Source organism: Flavobacterium sp. GW823-FHT04A11 (genome assembly GCF_058796535.1).
On the sequence record NZ_CM179503.1, the window covers coordinates 3180209 to 3199664 of the forward strand.

A 19456-nucleotide genomic window follows, 5' to 3' on the forward strand; every position below is an offset into this window, starting at 1 on the left:
TAATATAGTTTACAATTAATAATTTTTGTAAAATATTATTATAATTCTCAATTACTAAATAATTTGTAAGACATTTTAATAAGTTTTATTCAAACAAAAAGACTATTTTTGATTAAGACCTTTTAAAGATAAATTATGAATAAGTTTGATAATAAGGCTACTATATCGCTTTTAGAAAGAAATCTCATAACTGAAAACCAGTTTCAGGAAATTAAGCAATACCGAAGTCTGAATATTTTCTCCTTAAATGTAGAATTAAAACTTTTGCTATCTATCGCAGTTTTAATGTTTACTTCCGGAATAGGGATTCTTATTTACGATAATATCGATAGCATTGGTCACATCGCTTTACTTTCTATTTTATTTGCGATTACCTGCGGTTGTTTTTATTACTGTTTTAAAAATTCGAAAGGTTTTCAAAAAATAGAAACCACATTTGAAATTCCGTTTCTTGAATATCTGGTTTTGATTGCCAACATTCTGACTTGTATTTTTATAGGCTATGTGCAGTTTCAATATGAGGCTTTTGGAACGCATTATGGTGTCGCAACTTTAGTTCCCACAATTGTCAGCTTTTTTTGTGCTTATTATTTCGATAACAAAAGCGTTTTAACCATTGCGGTTACAGGTTTAGCGGCTTATATTGGTCTTTCGGTTACGCCACAGGATATTTTCAATGATAGTAATAATTTTTATGCGAATCAAAGTTTGAGTTATTCGGCGATTGGTTTGGGAGTTTTGCTTATTGCCTGGACGATTTACAGTTTCAAAAACAATTTAAAAACTCATTTTGCTCTGGTTTATCTCACATTTGCACTTCATATTATAAGTATTACGTCGATAAGTAATATGGTTGGAGATGAAATGATCTGGTTTCTTTTTGCTTTAATTTTGGCAGGTTCTTCTGTTTATTTTTACAAAATAAGTCATCAGCTTAAAGCAATTTCGCTCTACGTTTTTATGATTATTTATGCTTACATCGGAATTAATATTTTTATATTCAGAATCTTTGAAAAAATTGACTTTTCTGATATATGGATGTTATTTATTATCCTTTTACCCGCTTATTTTATAGTTTCGATCGTGTTGTTTATCAAACTAATTAAAAACTTCAATAAAGAAATCGCCGAATGATTATACACGATAAAAATTTACTAAACAATTTAGCTTTAATTGAAGAAGCAGATTCTCTTGAAAATGCAGGATTTATAAGCAAAGAGCAAAAGAAAATCATTAAAAATGAATTGCCCTCATTCAAGGTTCAAAACAATATTTTAGTTCGCTTGGGCTTCTTTTTACTGGGATCATTTCTGTATTCATCCATTTGCAGTATGATTTCACTGGTAGGATTATCCGGTGCAGAAAGTTTCTTTAAAATTTGCTGTTATCTTTTTGTCATAATTGGTATTGTGGGTGCAGAATTATTAGCCAATCAAAAATTTTACAGACACGGCTTAGACGATGCTTTTATTTTAGGAATACTTTTAAATATTGGCGGAGCAGTCTTTTTAACTACAGAAGACTTTAATACAGGTTTAGTCCCTGCCATAGTTGTTGCAATAGCTTCATTTATAACCTATAAACGATATTTGCATTTGCCTTCGATGGTTGTATTTTGTTTGTCGTGCACAGCAGTTTTATTTTTTGGATTGTATGAAATTGGAGATATCGGAAAATCAATTTTGCCTTTTGCTGCAATGTTAGTTTCAGCCGGATTTTATTTTTTTACAAAGAAAAGCATCAAAAATCTGAGTGAAGTTTATTATTATAGCGGACTTTTATTTGCCAATAGTTTCTGTTTGGTGCTGTTTTATCTTTCTTGTAACTATTTGGTTGTAAGAGAACTTTCGTCAGAACTTTTAGGAACAGATGTTCTTCCCGGGCAGGATATTCCGTTTGCTTATTTCTTTTATGCTTTTACGCTTATTGTTCCAATAGTTTATCTTGTCCAGGCATTAAAAACAAAAGACAGAATTATGCTTTGGATCAGCTTTTTAGCCATTGCTTTCACCATTTTTACAATCCGATTTTATTACTCAGTTTTGCCAATTGAAGTTGCTTTGACGCTTGGTGGATTAGTATTATTTGGAATTGCATATTTCTCCATTCAAAAATTAAAAAATAAAGAAAACGGATTGACATTTAAACCGGACAGAATCAATAATTCGAATGCTTTCTTAAATGCGCAAACTTTAATAGTCGCTTCGACATTTGGTTTAAAACCAGAAATTAAAACAGATTCTCCAATGGATTTTGGAGGAGGAGGATTTAGCGGTGGTGGTTCCGATGGAAGCTTTTAAATAGTAATAAAAAACGAAACGCTGCAATTTCAATTTGCAGCGTTTTTTATTTCATTAAAGAATAAGGTTAATCAAGATATTGTTCGTATTCTTCTATTTTTATTTTCAGGCGATTTTCTAAATACTCGTTTCCGCCTTTTAATTTCTCTAAAATAATTAAAGCTTCTTTTCTGTAATTTATTCTTTTAAGATTATCCCAGCTTTTCGGTGGTTTCTGCAGATTTGTAATTCTATCTGCCAATTTTATAGCCCAGACTTCTTTTCTCTGTTTTGAAATTCTTTTTAGGCTGTCCAGCATCTTTTCTTCTTTTGGTAAATTGTCGTTTTTTGTCAAAGCAGAAACTCCTTCGGCAACTTCAATTCCAAATTCACGCTCTAATTCTTCAAATGTTGTATTGGTATCCTCTAAAGTATCGTGCAATAATGCAACCTGAGTGGCATAATATAAGTCAAAATCTGCTGTATGATTTGACGCAATTAAAATTTCCATCGCAACATTGCTCAAATGAATAACATAAGGAAGATTGGAATCTCCAATAGTCTGATTATTTTCTAAATGTTTGAGAGTGGCAAAAATTATTGTTTTTTGATAAGCCGTCTGGACATCCATAAAATTACGACACTTTATTTTTCAACGCCTCAGCATCAATATCGCTGTGTGAGACATCGTAAACTGCTTTTCCGTTTTTAATTAAAATTAATTGCGGAGATTCATGATATACATTAAATCTTTGCGCAATTTCATTTGAAATATCGCGGTGTGCAATTAAATCTAAAAAATAGGCATCCACTGTATCGTTTAAATCGAATTCTCTTTCAAATTGTTTCAAAGCCATTCTGCTAATGCTGCATCTTGTGCTATGTTTGAAAATCACAACCGGCTTTTCATTCGATATGGCTTCAATTTCCTGTAACTGTAATACGTCAGTTAATTCTGTCCAGTTTATATTGCTTTTTGGAGAATCTGTATTCTCTGAATTTCCGAAGATTGAATTTAAAAAACTCATATTTGACTTGTTTTATGACTTTTTGACGTTAAAAATTAGCTAAAAAGCTGTTTTAAGTGCCATTTTGTCTGTAATTTTAGTATGGAATATATTTTGAAATATGCAAGCAAAGTTAGCCTATTTAAAGTTAAAACTTGATGCAATAAATTCTAATTTTAATGTTATCGAATAATTTAAAAACAAAAAAATCAATCATAAATCGTATAAAAATATGAATATAAATAAATTTACTACTAAATCTCAGGAAGCCATTCAGTTATCACAACAGTTGGCTCAGCGTTACGGACAACAACAGATAGAAAATGAGCACATTTTTAAAGCCATTTTTGAAGTTGATGAAAATGTAGCGCCATTTATTTTGAAAAAACTCAACGTAAATGTTCCATTGTTCTTGCAAGTTTTAGACAGTACAATTCAGAGTTTTCCAAAAGTTTCGGGAGGCGATATCATGCTTTCGCGAGATGCAAACAAAGCTTTGAATGAAGCTGAAATTATTGCGCAAAAAATGAACGATGAATACGTTTCGATCGAGCATTTAATCCTTGCTATTTTTGATTCTAAAAGTAAAGTTGCCCAAATTTTAAAAGATCAGGGCGTTACCGGAAAAGGGTTAAAAGCCACTATTGAAGAGCTTAGAAAAGGTGAAAGAGTAACATCGGCTTCGGCAGAAGAAACGTATAATGCCTTAAATAAATATGCTAAAAACCTAAACGAGTTAGCACGCACAGGAAAACTGGATCCGGTTATTGGCCGTGACGAGGAAATTCGCCGTGTGTTGCAGATTCTGACTCGTAGAACGAAAAATAATCCGATGCTGGTTGGTGAACCCGGAGTTGGTAAAACTGCTATTGCAGAAGGTTTAGCGCACAGGATTGTTGATGGTGACGTGCCTGAAAACTTAAAAGATAAAATTGTTTTTTCTCTGGATATGGGAGCGCTTATTGCCGGTGCAAAATATAAAGGAGAATTTGAAGAGCGTTTAAAATCTGTTGTAAAAGAAGTTACAGCGGCAGAGGGTGATATCGTATTGTTTATTGATGAGATTCACACGCTTGTAGGCGCGGGTGGAGGAGAAGGCGCAATGGATGCAGCCAACATTTTGAAACCGGCTTTGGCTCGTGGAGAATTAAGAGCGATTGGAGCGACAACTTTAGATGAATATCAAAAATATTTTGAAAAAGATAAAGCTTTAGAACGTCGTTTCCAAAAGGTTTTGGTTGATGAACCGGATACTGAAAGTGCGATTTCGATTTTACGTGGAATCAAAGAAAAATACGAAACACATCATAAAGTTCAGATTAAAGATGAAGCTATTATTGCGGCTGTTGAACTTTCGCAACGTTATATTACAAATCGTTTTTTACCGGATAAAGCGATCGATTTGATGGACGAAGCAGCTTCTAAATTACGTATGGAAATCAATTCCAAACCAGAAGAACTGGATGTTTTGGATCGAAGAATCATGCAGTTGGAAATTGAAATTGAAGCCATTAAACGTGAAAAAGAAGAAAGCAAGCTTAAAATCCTGCATATGGATTTGGCTAATCTGAAAGAAGAACGCAACGAAATCTACACCAAATGGAAATCTGAAAAAGATGTTGTTGACGGAATTCAGGCTGTAAAATTAGAAATTGAAGATTTTAAATACGAAGCAGAACGCGCAGAACGTGACGGAGATTACGGAAAAGTAGCTGAAATTCGTTATGGAAAAATAAAAGAAGCACAGGAACGTCTTGATGTTTTATTGAAACAATTGCAGGAATACCAATCAGGAACTTCGTTAATTAAAGAAGAAGTTACCCGTGAAGATATTGCCGAAGTGGTGGCAAAATGGACCGGAATTCCGGTAATGAAAATGCTTCAGACAGAAAGAGAAAAACTGCTTCATCTTGAAGAAGAATTGCACAGAAGAGTTGTTGGTCAGGAAGAAGCGATTGAAGCCGTGAGTGACGCTGTTCGCAGAAGCCGCGCCGGATTGCAGGATATGAAAAAACCGGTTGGAACGTTCTTATTTTTAGGAACAACCGGAGTTGGTAAAACAGAGTTGGCAAAAGCTTTGGCAGAATATCTTTTTGATGATGAAAATGCCATGACGCGTATCGATATGAGTGAGTATCAGGAACGCCATAGTGTGAGCCGTTTAGTTGGTGCGCCTCCGGGATATGTAGGTTATGATGAAGGCGGGCAATTAACAGAAGCCGTGCGTAGAAAACCATATTCTGTGATTTTGTTAGATGAGATCGAAAAAGCGCATCCGGATACTTTCAATATTTTATTGCAGGTTCTTGATGAAGGCCGATTAACGGATAACAAAGGTCGTCTGGCTGATTTTAAAAACACGATTATCATTATGACCTCTAACATGGGAAGTCAGATTATACAAGAGAAATTTGAAAACCTGAAAGGAAGTGTTGAAGCCGCAACCGAAGCTGCAAAAGTGGAAGTTTTAGGATTATTGAAACAAACCGTTCGTCCCGAATTTATAAATCGTATTGACGAAATCGTAATGTTTACGCCATTAACAGTCGATAATATTTCGAGAATTGTGAGTTTACAGCTGAAAAGTGTTAGTAAAATGCTGGCATTACAAGGCATTACAATGGATGCAACTCCGGAGGGAATCAAATATCTTTCAGACAAAGGTTTTGATCCTGAATTTGGTGCAAGACCTGTAAAACGAGTAATTCAGAGAGAAGTTTTAAATCAATTGTCTAAAGAAATCCTGGCAGGAAATATTACAACTGACAGTATTATTTTAATTGATGCGTTTGATGGGAAACTGGTTTTTAGAAATCAGACAGAAACCGTAAAATAATTATTTGATTTTATTTTTTTGAGAAGGAAACACCAGCAGAGATGCTGGTGTTTTTTTATGCAATAAAATTACTAACCGTGAATAATGAAACTTTTCTTCATATTGATATAAAAAAAAATCTTTTTTAAGTTCAGATCTTTACATTACAATTTAACTAATATTAAAATTTTAATTTAAACTAAAGTATTATGAATAACTTATTTAGAGGATTATTGGCAGGTTACGGTGCAAAAAAATTAGGAGGCGGATGCTTCGGAACAATTTTGGTTTTTATAATTATTTGGGTTCTTTTGGGACAATGTAGCCGTTAAATAAGGATAAATTAAAGCAAAAGTGGTAGATTCGCAGAAGTAAAAATTTAAATTGTCTTCTTGAATTACTATTTCAAATAAGGCACAGATCATAAATAAGAAACAGAATGGCATCAGGTTTTTTCGTACTATTAGATGATATCGCAGCAATTATGGATGATGTTGCAGTAATGAGTAAAGTGGCAGCAAAAAAAACTGCCGGTATTCTTGGCGACGATTTAGCTGTAAATGCCGAAAAAGCTTCAGGATTTGCTTCATCAAGAGAACTTCCTGTACTTTGGGCCATTAGCAAAGGTTCACTTCTTAATAAGATTATCATTTTGCCAATCGCTTTTTTATTAAGTGCATTTTTACCTGTTGCAATTATTGTTATTCTGGTTCTTGGCGGACTATTTTTAGCTTATGAAGGAGCCGAAAAAATCTACGAATTCATTTTCCCGCACGAGCATGAAGAATCTGAGGGAATTACGGAAGAAGTTTTAACCGAAGAAGAAATTTTAGCCGCAGAAAAAGGCAAAATAAAATCAGCAATTGTAACCGATTTTATATTATCTGTAGAAATTGTAATTATAGCTTTAGGAACCGTTATTGGACAACCTCTGACACAACAAATAATCGTAACTTCAATCATTGCCGTAATTGCAACGATAGGAGTTTACGGAATTGTAGCTCTTATTGTTAGAATGGATGAAGCTGGTTATAAGCTTATTAAGTTTAGTAAAAGAGAAAAAAGTATCTCAAAATTTATTGGTAATATACTGGTAAAAGCGCTTCCGTTAGTCATTAAAAGTTTAACCGTTATAGGTACAATAGCTTTAATTTTAGTTGCCGGCGGTATCTTCGTACATTATATTCCGTTTTTTCACCATATCGTACCTACAATTAAATTGCCGACAATTATAAAAGAATTTGTAATTGGTCTCGTATTAGGTTTTGTAGTTTTAGGAATTATAAATCTTTTTAAAAAGATCTTTAAAAAGAAACAATCTGCAGTTTAAGCTCATATCAAAATATAGTAAAACACCAGTCGAAAGGCCGGTGTTTTTTTTTGAAGCAGAAAAATCATTTTTCATAAAACGTTTTGTCCCGCTATTCGCTATATCTTTTCCTTGTTAAAGAAACAAGAAAAAGGATACCGCTGCTATCAGGGCTAGAGCAGAAGTTTTAGTTTTCATAAGGCAATCTTAACCTGCTTTGTCATTCCTCTAAAAATTACTATTTTTGCACTCTAAATTTTATGACATGCCAAACAGAAAATATAAAATTGCCGTTGTTCAGTTAAATCTTAACGACGTAGCCGAAAATAATCTTAAAAAATGTATCAGCTGGGTAAGAGACGCAGCCAATAAAGGCGCAGAAGTTATCTTATTGCCGGAATTATATAGCAGCCATTATTTTTGCCAAAGCGAAGATGTAGACAATTTTGCATTAGCAGAACCACTTTACAGTACTTCTTTTATTGCTTTTAGCGAATTGGCAAAAGAATTAGGAGTTGTAATTATTGTTCCTTTCTTCGAAAAAAGAATGGCCGGAATTTACCACAACAGCGCCTACATTATTGATGCAGACGGAACAGAAGCCGGATTATACCGCAAAATGCATATTCCGGACGATCCGCATTTCTATGAAAAATTCTATTTCACTCCGGGAGATTTAGGTTTTCAGGCGATTGAAACTAAAAAAGGAACAGTTGGAACATTAATCTGCTGGGATCAATGGTATCCGGAAGCAGCTCGTATTACTGCTTTAAAAGGTGCGGAAGTTTTATTCTACCCAACAGCAATTGGATGGCATCCAAAAGAAAAAGAACAATACGGAGAAAACCAATACGGAGCCTGGATGAACGTTATGAAAGGTCACGCTGTTGCAAACGGAGTTTTCGTAGCTGCTGCAAACAGAATTGGTTTAGAGCAATATATTGACGGAACTGACGGAATTCAGTTTTGGGGTGCTTCCTTTATCGCTGGGCCTCAAGGTGAAATTTTAGCTCAGGCATCTCACGATAAAGAAGAAATTCTTATTGCCGAAGTAGATTTAGATTTACAGGAAAATGTGCGTCAGAACTGGCCGTTTTTCAGAGACAGAAGAATTGATGCTTTTGGCGATATTACAAAAAGAGCGATTGATAAATAACTAATTTATCTGCATACAAAAAAAGGACAAAGCGTAAACTTTGTCCTTTTTTTATTTAAAAGAAAAAAGGCAGTTTCAAATTATTGAAACTGCCTTTTCTAGATCTATTCTTTTTAGAATTATTTCACTTGGAAAGTTACTCTTCTCACGATTTGACGAGCTTCTTTAGAATTTTTATTCACAGAAGTATCTTCACCATTAGCAATAACATTCAATCTTGAAGCATCAATTCCAGCGTTTATAGCCACTTTTTTCACAGCTTCAGCTCTTTTTCTTGATAATTCAGTGTTATAGCTTGAGTTTCCAATTTCGTCAGCATATCCAATAATATCAGCCGATTTACCTGGATTATTTTTCAAATATTTCACTAAGAAATCAACACCGGATAAAGAAGCATTTGTTGGTTTAGAAGAGTTAAAATCAAAGTATACGTTTACATATCCTCCGTTAATTAATTCTTCAACAGTACTATTTGTTGCACCTTTACCATTTTGTCCGTAAGTTTTCTCTAGGTAGCTTTCTAATTCATCCGGAACACCATTTTGGTTATTATCAATAGATTGTCCTTTTGTATTTACAGCAACTCCTGTAATTGTGTTTGGTTCAAGATCATATAAATCAGCAACACCGTCTTTATCAGTATCCAAAAGACCAGTTTCGATCAATCCAACTCTTTGTTCTAACTCATCATATCTGTCTTCTTCACCAACCCAGTCCGCATGTTTTCCATTTTTACCCAGGTAAAAAGTCAAACCTACAGAAGCGTTTAATAAAACTCCGTCAAACGAACCGGTTGTTGTGTTCCCCATTCCGTCAAAATTCCAGTTTTGTCTTCCATTAACAATTCCCGTAAGATCTCCTGTTAAAGCAACACGATTACTTAGTTTGATTTGTCCCGTTAATCCAAGGATTCCGTGCCCCATGTAATCTTGTCCTCCAAAGCCGGTTTCAGTGCTTATTTGCGAAACTCCAAATCCACCATGCGCTAATACACCAATTGTGTTAGTCCACGTTTCAAAATTTAAAGCTCGTCCAATGTTTACAACACCTTGTAAACTTGCTCTAACATATCTGCTTTCGAAGTCAGGAGTATCATCTCTTTCCTTAAATTGATCGTAACCAACATCTAATTTTACCCCAAATTTTGGACTAAACATATATCTCACACCTAAATCTGCGTGAAATGGATTAAGTGTTGCAGTAGAATAACCCGGAGTCATTGTTCTTGTTGGTTTGTTTACACCACCATTTAGTTCGATAGACCATTTATCATATGCAGGTTTGTCAACAGTTGGTTGAGCTGATGTAGTTGCCATATTTTGTGCACTTGCTGCAATTGATAGTAATAATAGCGTTACTGAAGCTAATTTCTTTTTCATGATATCTTAATTTAAATTTGATTTTGTAAGTTTTTTTAAACTCATGACAAACTTAAAATAATGATAAGCATCGCGTGTTCCATAGATTTCATGGCGATTTTATATAATTCCCACCTTTTGGCTGATTTTTATGAGAATTAGTTAAAGAAATCTAAAAATGTAAGAAAACAAAAAAAGGGACAAATATTATTTGTCCCTTTTTTGATATTTAAAGAGGAAGAATTACTTCAAATCCGGTTGGAAGATTTTTACAGTTCCGTCACCCTCGCTGCTTACAACAAGCAAACTTCTTTTTGTTGGACTTTTAGATGCAGGAATAAATAAAACTCCTTCTGGTGCATCACCGGTTTTTACAGTTTGTAAATATTGAGGAGCAGCAGGATTTGTAACATCATACGTCATAAAAGCATCAGATCTTTCTAAACCTACAAATAATATATTCTGATTTCCCATTTTTGCAACAACCACAGCTTCCGGTTCAGAACCTTTGTCATCGCTGCGTTTATCATCATAAGTACCTAATTCATATGTTTTTTTGTCAACATCATTTTTGCTGTCATAAACGATTTTTCCGGTATTTCCATTCCATATTGTAAAAGAACGCGCTCCAAAAGAAACCATTTCGTCAAGATCTCCGTCGCCGTCAGTATCTCCCATATCAGCAACAAGATTTAATCTTCCCAAATTAGTTTCTAATTTTAAAGTAGCAGCATCAGGAAAAACAGTTGCGTCTAACGTCATGTCTTTCATTCTTTTAAAATCAGTATAAGCAGTATATTCTCTTGTATCACCTTCATTGGCAGTAACAAAATAAGGAACATTATTTGCAGAAAAATGACTAATAGCATCCGGCATAAACATACCTTTTACTTTCCAAGGATTAAAAGCAACTTTGTCGTCCTTATCGCTTACGTCAATTGCATTATCAGCAGTATTATAATCTTTAAAACCTAAAGGATAAATTGCTATAATTGTTTTTGAAGTTAAATCTACTTTTGCAACACCGTTATTTTCCTGTAAAGTTACCCAAGCAGTTTTCGAATCATCAGAAATAGTTACATATTCCGGCTCAATATCCTGAGCAAAACTTTTTGCAAACTTCGAAATTCTGAAACCTTCTTTTTGTAAAGTTGTAGCCTGACTACTAAAAGAAGAGAAATCTAAAGTAGTAACAGCATAATTATTAGTTACATCGATAATAGAAATTGTTCCGTTTGGATCTTGTAAATAGTCTGTGCTTGGTTCGCCTTCGTTAGCCGTCATAATATATTTTCCGTCTGGCGAAAAAGTAATCATATCAGGCAAAGCACCAACCGTAACTTGTTTGATTAAACTGTAATCAGAAGTGTTGAAAACAACAACTTTTCCGTTTGCTTGTTTGTTAACAGTTGATTCTAAAGCAACAGCCAATTTTCCATCAAAAACAGAAACACTGTTTGAAGCACCTTCATAAGAAGTTAAATCAATTTTACCAATTTTGGTTGGTTTTGTCGGATCAGAAATATCAATTACATCAATTTGATTTGTTTCGCTATTGTTAACTGTAAATAATCTTTTAGTTTTTTCATCATAAGCAGAAATTTCTGCTGCAGCTTCTCCGCCAATGGTTACAGAACCAATTTCTTTAAAGGTTGCAGGATTTTCATTGACAACAACTTCTGGTTCTTCGTTGTTAGAATTATCGTCATTATTACAACTTGCGAAAATTGTCATTAATGCTAATAATGAAAGACTTAATTTTTTCATATTATTTTAGTTTTTAGTTTCGCCAAAAGTAATTCCTGATTGTGGAGCGTATATTAAGGCTTCATTATTTAATCTTTAACTTAATTTTAGAAGATATTTTTCCTAAATACAGATCTGAGTGTTTTATACTATTTTATTATCCTCACGAATGTTTATCTTTGTACACTTTTAATTTTAGAAACTTTTTATGACAGCAAATAATAGAAGATTTCCGGCAGAATGGGAGAAACAACAAGGAATTGTATTGTGTTTTCCGCATAACGGAAATGATTGGCCGGGAAAATATGAAGCAGTTCAATGGGCTTTTGTAGAGTTTATTAAAAAAGTAGCCACTTTTGAAACAGTTTTTTTGGTCGTAGCCGATGAAAAACTAAAAGAAAAAGTAGCCGGAATGCTTGAAAGCGCTCGTGTAAATATTGCCAATGTTTCCTTTATTATTCATAAAACAAACAGAAGCTGGATGCGTGATTCTGGTCCAATTATCGTAAAAAATGGTTCGAAAAGAGAAGCTTTAAATTTTAATTTTAATGGATGGGCAAAATACAAAAACTATCAATTAGATAAATTTGTTCCGTCTAAAGTGGCTGATTTTATTGATGTTCCGCTTACACAAGTGATGTATAAAGGAAAACCCGTAATTGTTGAAGGCGGTGCGATCGATGTAAACGGAAAAGGAACTTTATTAACATCAGAAGAATGTTTGATGCATCCATCAATTCAGGTTCGAAATCAAAATTTTACCAAAGAAGATTACGAAGCTGTATTTAAAGAATATCTTGGCGTTACCAACGTAATTTGGCTTGGAGACGGAATAGAAGGCGATGATACTCACGGACATATCGATGATTTATGCCGATTTGTAAATGAAGACACCATCGTTATAATTGTAGAAACAGACAAAAATGATTCAAATTACAAACCATTACAGGATAATTTGAAACGTTTGCAAAATGCAAAACTAGAAGACGGAAAATCGCCAACAATTGTTGCATTACCAATGCCAAAACGTGTAGATTTTGAAGATTTAAGATTACCGGCGAGTTATGCTAATTTCTTAATTCTGAACAATTGTGTGTTGGTTCCTACGTTCAATGATAGCAATGATAGAGTTGCCTTAAATATATTATCAGAATGTTTCCCGGACAGAGAAGTAATAGGAATAAGCTGTATCGATTTCATTTGGGGATTCGGAACATTACATTGCTTGAGTCAACAGATTCCGGCTTAATTGCCACTAAGGCACAAAGTCGCAAAGTTTTTTTAGATTTAATTGAAGTGTCTTAAATTTTAGCTGATGGTAAAATTGAAAAGCTTAAATTTGAAGTAAATATTAGAAAAATGGAAACAAAGGAATTAAGACGAAAACTAATAAAAGATTTTGGAAAATTCATACAAGACGATTCCAAACTGGAAATTTTAGAAAGTGTTTTTGACGCGATAAATCTTGATGAACAAAAATCTATGGTTTCCGATTCTCATTATAACATAGTTGCTGAAGAAAGAGAGAAATATATTTCGAGAGAAAATAAAGCAAGTTCTTGGGAAGAAGTAGAACAGCGATTGAATGCTAAATATGGTCTTTAATCTTAGAATTTTACCATTAGCAGAAAAAGAAATAGACGAAACTATTAAATTTTATGAAAGCAGAAATAAAGGTTTAGGGAAACAATTTTTATCCTATCTGAAATCTTATCTAAAAGTTTTAAAGATAAATCCAAAATTATTTGAAATAAAAAAGAAACCATATTATCGAGAATTGCCTTTGGTAAAGTTTCCTTTTGTAATTATTTATGAAATTATCGAAAATGATATTGTTATTCATTCTTTATTTCATACTTCAAGAAATCCGCAGGAGAAACCTTAGATTATATTTCAATAAAAATTTTAGCTTAAAATAAAAAAGCTTGTTAGAACACTAACAAGCTTTTTTTTATTTCTAAAGATTAACGAATTAAATTAATCAATTTTATTTTCTCTTCACGGTCTGATAAAAGGTGGCAATAATTGGCTGCAAACTTCTCCAAAACCAAGTCTTACTTCAGCATTTTCACAGAAACCTCTGATGATTACCGTGTCATTATCTTCGATAAATTTACGTTCGCTTCCGTCTTTTAATTTCAGCGGATTTTTCCCTCCCCAGGTTAATTCTAACATAGAGCCAAAACTATCAGGAGTAGGACCTGAAATTGTTCCTGAACCCATCATGTCTCCAGAATTTATACGGCATCCGTTTGAAGTATGATGTGCCAATTGCTGTGCCATTGACCAGTACAAATATTTAAAGTTTGATTTAGAAATAATGGTTTCTTCCTGATTTTCAGGTTGTATAGAAACTTCTAAATGAATATCAAAAGCTTTTTTCCCTTTAGTTTGTAAATAAGGAAGCGGCGATGGATCTTGCTTTGGTCCTTTAGTTCTAAAAGGTTCCAGTGCATCCATAGTTACAATCCACGGTGAAATTGAAGTTGCAAAGTTTTTAGCTAAAAAGGGTCCAAGAGGCACATATTCCCATTTCTGAATATCGCGCGCACTCCAGTCATTCAGTAAAACCATTCCGAAAATATAATCTTCTGCTTCATAAGTTGGGATATTTTCTCCCATTATATTGACATCGGTTGTAATAAAAGCGGTTTCTAATTCAAAATCTACTAAACGGGACGGACCAAAAACAGGATATTTTTCACCTGCCGGCAAAGTTTGTCCCATTGGTCTGTGAACCGGAATTCCTGATGGAACAATAGTAGAACTTCTGCCATGGTAACCAACCGGAATGTGTAACCAGTTTGGTAATAAAGCGTTTTCAGGATCGCGGAACATCTTACCAACGTTTGTTGCATGTTCTTTACTCGAATAAAAATCAGTATAATCACCAATTAAAACCGGCAATTGCATCTCGACATCATCGATTTTAAAAATCACAATATCGCGATCTTTTGTTGAATCTCTAAGTTGTGGATTGGTTTCGTCGAAAATATCAGCGATACGGTTTCGAACTAATCGCCATGTTTTTTTTCCATCAGAAATAAAATCATTAAGCGTGTCCTGCATGAACATATCATCGGTTAAATCTATTCCTTCAAAATAGTTTAATTGTTGTAAAGCCCCTAAATCTATAGCGTAATCGCCAATTCGAGTTCCTACTGTAACGACATTTTCTTTAGTAAGAAATACACCGAAAGGAATATTTTGAATAGGGAAGTCACTATTTTCTGGTACTTCTAACCATGATTTTCTTTTGGTATCGTTAGCGGTTATTGGCATGTGAATGTTAATTATTTGTTGAAAAATTCTATGTCAAATATATCATAATCTAACAGTTTGACAAACGTTTTTTTGTATTTTTGCAGGAAATTAACGAAAAACGAAAAAATGCAACGCGACGAACAAATTTTTGACCTTATACTAGAGGAACAAGACAGACAAATTCACGGATTAGAACTTATTGCTTCGGAGAATTTTGTAAGTGACGAAGTAATGGAAGCAGCTGGTTCTGTTTTAACAAATAAATATGCCGAAGGATATCCTGGCAAAAGATACTACGGCGGTTGCGAAGTAGTTGACGTTATTGAGCAAATTGCAATTGACAGAGCAAAAGAATTATTTGGTGCTGAATATGCAAACGTACAACCACACTCTGGTTCTCAGGCAAATACAGCAGTTTACCACGCTTGTTTAAATCCGGGTGATACTATTTTAGGTTTTGATTTATCTCACGGTGGTCATTTAACTCACGGTTCTCCGGTAAACTTTTCAGGTCGTTTATACCGTCCTGTTTTTTACGGTGTAGATGCTGAAACTGGTCGTTTAGATTATGATAAAATTCAGGAAATTGCTACTAAAGAACAACCAAAATTAATCATCGCGGGAGCTTCTGCTTATTCTCGTGATATGGATTTTGCACGTTTCAGAGAAATTGCTGATAGCGTAGGAGCAATCTTGTTTGCTGATATTTCTCACCCTGCAGGATTAATTGCAAAAGGATTAATGAATGACCCGATTCCTCATTGTCATATCGTTTCTACAACTACACACAAAACATTGCGTGGACCACGTGGAGGTTTGATTTTAATGGGGAAAGATTTCGAAAATCCACAAGGATTAAAAACTCCGAAAGGAGAAATCAGAATGATGTCATCTTTATTAGATCTTGCAGTTTTCCCAGGAAATCAAGGCGGACCTTTAATGCACATTATTGCTGCTAAAGCTGTAGCTTTTGGTGAAGCATTAAAAGATGAGTTCTTTACTTACGCAATGCAATTGCAAAAAAATGCAAATGCTATGGCAGATGCTTTTGTAAAAAGAGGATACAAAATCATTTCTGGCGGAACTGATAATCATATGATGCTTATTGACTTAAGAAATAAAAATATTTCTGGAAAAGAAGCTGAAAATGCATTAGTAAAAGCAGAAATTACAGTAAATAAAAACATGGTTCCGTTTGATGATAAATCACCATTTATCACGTCTGGAATTCGTGTAGGAACAGCTGCAATCACGACTCGTGGTTTAGTTGAAGAAGATATGGAAACTATCGTAGCTCTTATCGATAAAGTATTAGCTGATCACACAAATGAAGCGGTTATCGAAGAAGTAGCAAACGAAGTAAATGAAATGATGAGCGAAAGACCGATTTTCGTATACTAATATAGTTTCAGGTTTAAAGTTTCAAGTTTAAAGTTTTGTAACACGTAAAAAAACGTAAAACAAAACTTTAAACTTTTTTCGTTCCTAAAAGAACGTGAAACATGAAACCTAAAACAAATAAAACAAAAAAAGACATGGGCGTACTAAGATTACAATTACCAACAGACCCTAGATGGGTAAATATTGTAGAAAAAAATATTGAAGAAATCCTGACCGATCACGCTTGGTGCGAGCAAAAAGCAGCAACAAACGCGATTACAATTATCACGAATAACTCTGAACATCAGGATTTGGTTAAAGATTTATTGGCTTTAGCCAAAGAAGAAATCGATCATTTTGAACAGGTTCACAATATTATTATCAAAAGAGGTTTAAAACTAGGCCGTGAACGCAAAGACGATTATGTAAATGAATTGTATTTATATATGAAAAAAAGCGGCGACGGTAGCAGAGTTTCAGGTCTTGTAGAAAGATTATTATTCTCAGCCATGATTGAAGCCAGAAGCTGCGAACGTTTCAAAGTTTTATCAGAAAATATTCAGGACGAAGAATTAGCTGTTTTCTACAGAGAATTAATGGAAAGCGAAGCCGGACATTACACTACTTTCATCACTTACGCCAGAAAATACGGAGTTGGAATTGATGTTGAAAAACGCTGGAGAGAATGGCTTGCTTATGAAGAATCAATTATTAAAAACTACGGAAAAGGAGAAACGATTCACGGGTAGGTTTTAGTTTTCAGTCTCAGTTTTCAGTCTCAGTTTTTTTCAGTCTCAGTCTCAGTCTCAGTTTTTTTTACGTTTGTCACGTTGAGCGTAGTCGAAACGCGCGTGCCAATTAACCTCAAAGTTTTAAATAATCTAAAATCTAAAATCAACAATCTAAAATTGTATATTTGAGAGTAACGAAAATTTAAAACCATGAGAATAGAAACTGATTTGAAATTAGGATTTAAAGATGTAATGATTCGCCCTAAAAGATCAACACTTAAAAGCAGATCTGAAGTCTCTTTAGAACGAAATTTTAAATTTTTGCACAGCACCACAAATTGGACGGGAATTCCGATTATGGCGGCAAATATGGACACTGTTGGAACTTTTGAAATGGCAGAAGTTCTCGCCAAAGAAAAACTTTTTACAGCCATTCACAAACATTATTCCCCTGAAGAATGGAAAACTTTCCTCAATAAAGTTACACCAGATTTCTACGATTATATTGCGATAAGTACCGGAACAGGAAAAGAAGATTTTACCAAAATAGGTCAGATAATAACTGAAAATCCCTTGTTGAAATTTATTTGTATAGACGTTGCAAATGGCTATTCAGAACATTTTGTCCAGTTTTTAAAACAAACCCGAAAACAATATCCTGATAAAGTAATCATTGCCGGAAATGTTGTCACTGGAGAAATGGTCGAAGAATTATTATTGGCTGGAGCCGATATCGTAAAAGTCGGAATTGGTCCGGGCTCAGTTTGTACAACTCGTGTCAAAACAGGCGTTGGATATCCGCAGCTTTCTGCTATTATCGAATGTGCCGATGCGGCTCACGGTTTAGGCGGGCACATTATCAGCGATGGCGGCTGTAGCACTCCGGGTGATGTAGCAAAAGCTTTTGGAGCAGGCTCTGATTTTGTAATGTTGGGCGGAATGTTAGCCGGACATGAAGAAAGTGGAGGAGAATTAATCGAAGTGAATGGAGAAAAATTCAAACAATTTTACGGAATGAGTTCTACAACAGCAATGGACAAACATGTTGGCGGGGTTGCAGAATACAGGGCAAGTGAAGGCAAAACAGTTCAGGTTCCTTTTAAAGGAAAAGTAATTAATACAGTTTTGGATATTTTAGGCGGACTAAGAAGTACTTGTACATATGTTGGTGCTTCACGATTAAAAGAACTTACCAAACGAACTACTTTCATACGAGTAAGCGAACAGGAAAATCAAATTTTCACCAAATAAAAATCATTTTTAAATAGAATATGATTACAATTTCAGAAGCGACAATAAACGATATTAAGCTAATTCAGAATATAGTACACATAACATGGCCAATCACTTATGGAGAAATCCTTTCAAAAGAGCAATTGAGTTATATGCTGGATCTTTTTTATTCTACTGAAGCTTTAACAGAACAATACGATAAAAAAGAGCAGTTATTTTACATGATTTATGAAGATGAAACGAATATTGGATTCATCGGAATTGAACATCATTATAAAGGACAAACCATCACTAAAATCCATAAAATTTATCTTTTACCGGAAACACAAGGAAAAGGAATTGGTAAAAAAGTGATTGACGAAATTGGAAAATTAGCTTTAGAAAACAATTCAACAATTTTATCTTTAAACGTAAATCGATTTAATTCGGCTTTGGGATTTTATAAAAAAATAGGTTTTGAAATTGTAGATGAAGTCAATATTGAAATTGGAAATGGATATTTAATGGAAGATTATGTGATGAAGAAGAAATTGTAATATAAAAATAAAATAATATTTTACTTGTTAAAATTAAAAATGTAATTTTGCTGAACAATCATCAGGTAAAATGACAGAAGTACTTTTAGGAATATTTATTAGTATTATAACAGGCGTAATGTCGTCTTATTTATTTTTAATTTGTTTTCTAAAAAGGAAGAGAGTAAAAATAGAAATATCACCACATATAAGTAAAGTTACTTTTGAAGGACAGACAAATTACTTTTTCAAATTTATCAATAAAACAAATTTGGAAATATTTGATATTCGAATTGAACCTACTTTTTATAAACAAGTCGGTGGAGTTGGAGGAATGAATATTCAGGGAAAGGATATCGAATTAAAAGATAATTTTATTTCATACATTCCTTGTAGAAAAAAAAGTGACACGAATAGCCTGCATGCTATGAGAGTTAGAACAACTGAAGATATAGAAGCTAATTGGGTTGATTCTTCATCTTATATTAGACTAACAGTAATTGCTAAACATTCCTTATCTGGTTTCACAAATATATTTGTTCAGGATTTTCATTCGAAGGATTCAATAACATCCCGAAAATTTAAATCTGGAGATGATTTAGGTGTTGTATAACAATTAACATTTATAATTTGTCTTTAGTTCATTTAATTATTAATATTGCT

At 33.7% G+C, this 19456-nt stretch carries 19 protein-coding genes; 14 read left to right on the forward strand and 5 right to left on the reverse strand.

What is annotated here, in order from left to right; genetic code table 11:
- Window positions 1-135 precede the first annotated feature (135 nt).
- Both AC3QL1_RS13630 and AC3QL1_RS13635 read left to right on the forward strand, forming a co-directional pair.
- The gene (locus tag AC3QL1_RS13630; protein WP_492492123.1) at window positions 136-1134 is read left to right on the forward strand and encodes a DUF2157 domain-containing protein; all 999 of its coding nucleotides are present in this window, start codon (window positions 136-138) and stop codon (window positions 1132-1134) included.
- Window positions 1131-2300, forward strand: coding sequence for a hypothetical protein (locus AC3QL1_RS13635; RefSeq protein ID WP_492492125.1), 1170 nt, complete (start codon window positions 1131-1133; stop codon window positions 2298-2300). The genes AC3QL1_RS13630 and AC3QL1_RS13635 overlap by 4 nt, the downstream gene beginning before the upstream one ends.
- A 67-nt stretch (window positions 2301-2367) precedes the next feature.
- On the opposite strand, the gene AC3QL1_RS13640 is transcribed toward AC3QL1_RS13635, so the two are convergent.
- Window positions 2368-2910 (reverse strand): HD domain-containing protein, encoded by a 543-nt coding sequence (locus AC3QL1_RS13640; protein ID WP_492492127.1) that lies wholly within the window; start codon window positions 2908-2910, stop codon window positions 2368-2370.
- A 4-nt stretch (window positions 2911-2914) separates the two neighbouring features.
- Window positions 2915-3307, reverse strand: coding sequence for a bacillithiol system redox-active protein YtxJ (gene ytxJ, locus AC3QL1_RS13645; RefSeq protein ID WP_492492128.1), 393 nt, complete (start codon window positions 3305-3307; stop codon window positions 2915-2917).
- A gap of 211 nt (window positions 3308-3518) precedes the next feature.
- Between ytxJ and clpB the strand changes: the two genes are divergently transcribed.
- The 4 genes from clpB (at window position 3519) to AC3QL1_RS13665 (ending at window position 8566) form a co-directional block, all read left to right on the forward strand.
- Complete coding sequence (gene clpB / locus AC3QL1_RS13650; RefSeq protein WP_492492130.1) at window positions 3519-6122, forward strand: ATP-dependent chaperone ClpB; 2604 nt, start codon at window positions 3519-3521, stop codon at window positions 6120-6122.
- A gap of 188 nt (window positions 6123-6310) precedes the next feature.
- Window positions 6311-6433, forward strand: coding sequence for a hypothetical protein (locus AC3QL1_RS13655; RefSeq protein WP_264537223.1), 123 nt, complete (start codon window positions 6311-6313; stop codon window positions 6431-6433).
- Between the two features lie 107 nt (window positions 6434-6540).
- Window positions 6541-7431: a DUF808 domain-containing protein gene (locus tag AC3QL1_RS13660; protein ID WP_492492132.1), complete on the forward strand. Its 891-nt coding sequence runs from the start codon at window positions 6541-6543 to the stop codon at window positions 7429-7431.
- Window positions 7432-7675: 244 nt separating this feature from the next.
- A complete protein-coding gene (locus AC3QL1_RS13665) occupies window positions 7676-8566 on the forward strand; it encodes a carbon-nitrogen hydrolase (RefSeq protein WP_492492133.1) in 891 nt (296 codons plus the stop codon).
- A gap of 119 nt (window positions 8567-8685) precedes the next feature.
- Here the strand turns inward: AC3QL1_RS13665 and AC3QL1_RS13670 are convergent, their stop codons facing one another.
- Together AC3QL1_RS13670 and AC3QL1_RS13675 are read right to left on the reverse strand one after the other, a co-directional pair.
- The gene (locus tag AC3QL1_RS13670) at window positions 8686-9945 is read right to left on the reverse strand and encodes an OmpA family protein (RefSeq protein WP_492492135.1); all 1260 of its coding nucleotides are present in this window, start codon (window positions 9943-9945) and stop codon (window positions 8686-8688) included.
- A gap of 222 nt (window positions 9946-10167) precedes the next feature.
- The gene (locus AC3QL1_RS13675; protein WP_492492137.1) at window positions 10168-11691 is read right to left on the reverse strand and encodes a choice-of-anchor I family protein; all 1524 of its coding nucleotides are present in this window, start codon (window positions 11689-11691) and stop codon (window positions 10168-10170) included.
- A 187-nt stretch (window positions 11692-11878) separates the two neighbouring features.
- On the opposite strand from AC3QL1_RS13675, the gene AC3QL1_RS13680 reads away from it, so the two are divergent.
- The 3 genes from AC3QL1_RS13680 to AC3QL1_RS13690 all read left to right on the forward strand — a co-directional run bounded on the left by AC3QL1_RS13680 (window position 11879) and on the right by AC3QL1_RS13690 (window position 13555).
- Complete coding sequence (locus AC3QL1_RS13680; protein WP_492492139.1) at window positions 11879-12919, forward strand: agmatine deiminase family protein; 1041 nt, start codon at window positions 11879-11881, stop codon at window positions 12917-12919.
- Window positions 12920-13029: 110 nt separating this feature from the next.
- The gene (locus AC3QL1_RS13685) at window positions 13030-13275 is read left to right on the forward strand and encodes a hypothetical protein (RefSeq protein WP_492492141.1); all 246 of its coding nucleotides are present in this window, start codon (window positions 13030-13032) and stop codon (window positions 13273-13275) included.
- Complete coding sequence (locus AC3QL1_RS13690; protein ID WP_492492143.1) at window positions 13265-13555, forward strand: type II toxin-antitoxin system RelE/ParE family toxin; 291 nt, start codon at window positions 13265-13267, stop codon at window positions 13553-13555. Before AC3QL1_RS13685 ends, AC3QL1_RS13690 begins: the two co-directional genes overlap by 11 nt.
- Before the next feature lie 113 nt (window positions 13556-13668).
- On the opposite strand, the gene fahA is transcribed toward AC3QL1_RS13690, so the two are convergent.
- Window positions 13669-14952, reverse strand: a complete 1284-nt coding sequence (gene fahA / locus AC3QL1_RS13695) for a fumarylacetoacetase (protein ID WP_492492145.1) — start codon at window positions 14950-14952, stop codon at window positions 13669-13671.
- 108 nt (window positions 14953-15060) lie between these two features.
- On the opposite strand from fahA, the gene glyA reads away from it, so the two are divergent.
- The 5 genes from glyA (at window position 15061) to AC3QL1_RS13720 (ending at window position 19406) form a co-directional block, all read left to right on the forward strand.
- Window positions 15061-16335, forward strand: a complete 1275-nt coding sequence (gene glyA, locus AC3QL1_RS13700; RefSeq protein WP_492492147.1) for a serine hydroxymethyltransferase — start codon at window positions 15061-15063, stop codon at window positions 16333-16335.
- 101 nt (window positions 16336-16436) lie between these two features.
- Window positions 16437-17063 (forward strand): MiaE family protein, encoded by a 627-nt coding sequence (locus AC3QL1_RS13705; RefSeq protein WP_492492149.1) that lies wholly within the window; start codon window positions 16437-16439, stop codon window positions 17061-17063.
- A 192-nt stretch (window positions 17064-17255) separates the two neighbouring features.
- Complete coding sequence (locus tag AC3QL1_RS13710) at window positions 17256-18296, forward strand: GMP reductase (RefSeq protein ID WP_492492151.1); 1041 nt, start codon at window positions 17256-17258, stop codon at window positions 18294-18296.
- Between the two features lie 20 nt (window positions 18297-18316).
- Window positions 18317-18814, forward strand: a complete 498-nt coding sequence (locus AC3QL1_RS13715) for a GNAT family N-acetyltransferase (RefSeq protein WP_492492153.1) — start codon at window positions 18317-18319, stop codon at window positions 18812-18814.
- A gap of 70 nt (window positions 18815-18884) precedes the next feature.
- Window positions 18885-19406: a hypothetical protein gene (locus tag AC3QL1_RS13720; protein ID WP_492492155.1), complete on the forward strand. Its 522-nt coding sequence runs from the start codon at window positions 18885-18887 to the stop codon at window positions 19404-19406.
- The last annotated feature ends 50 nt before the right edge of the window (window positions 19407-19456 follow it).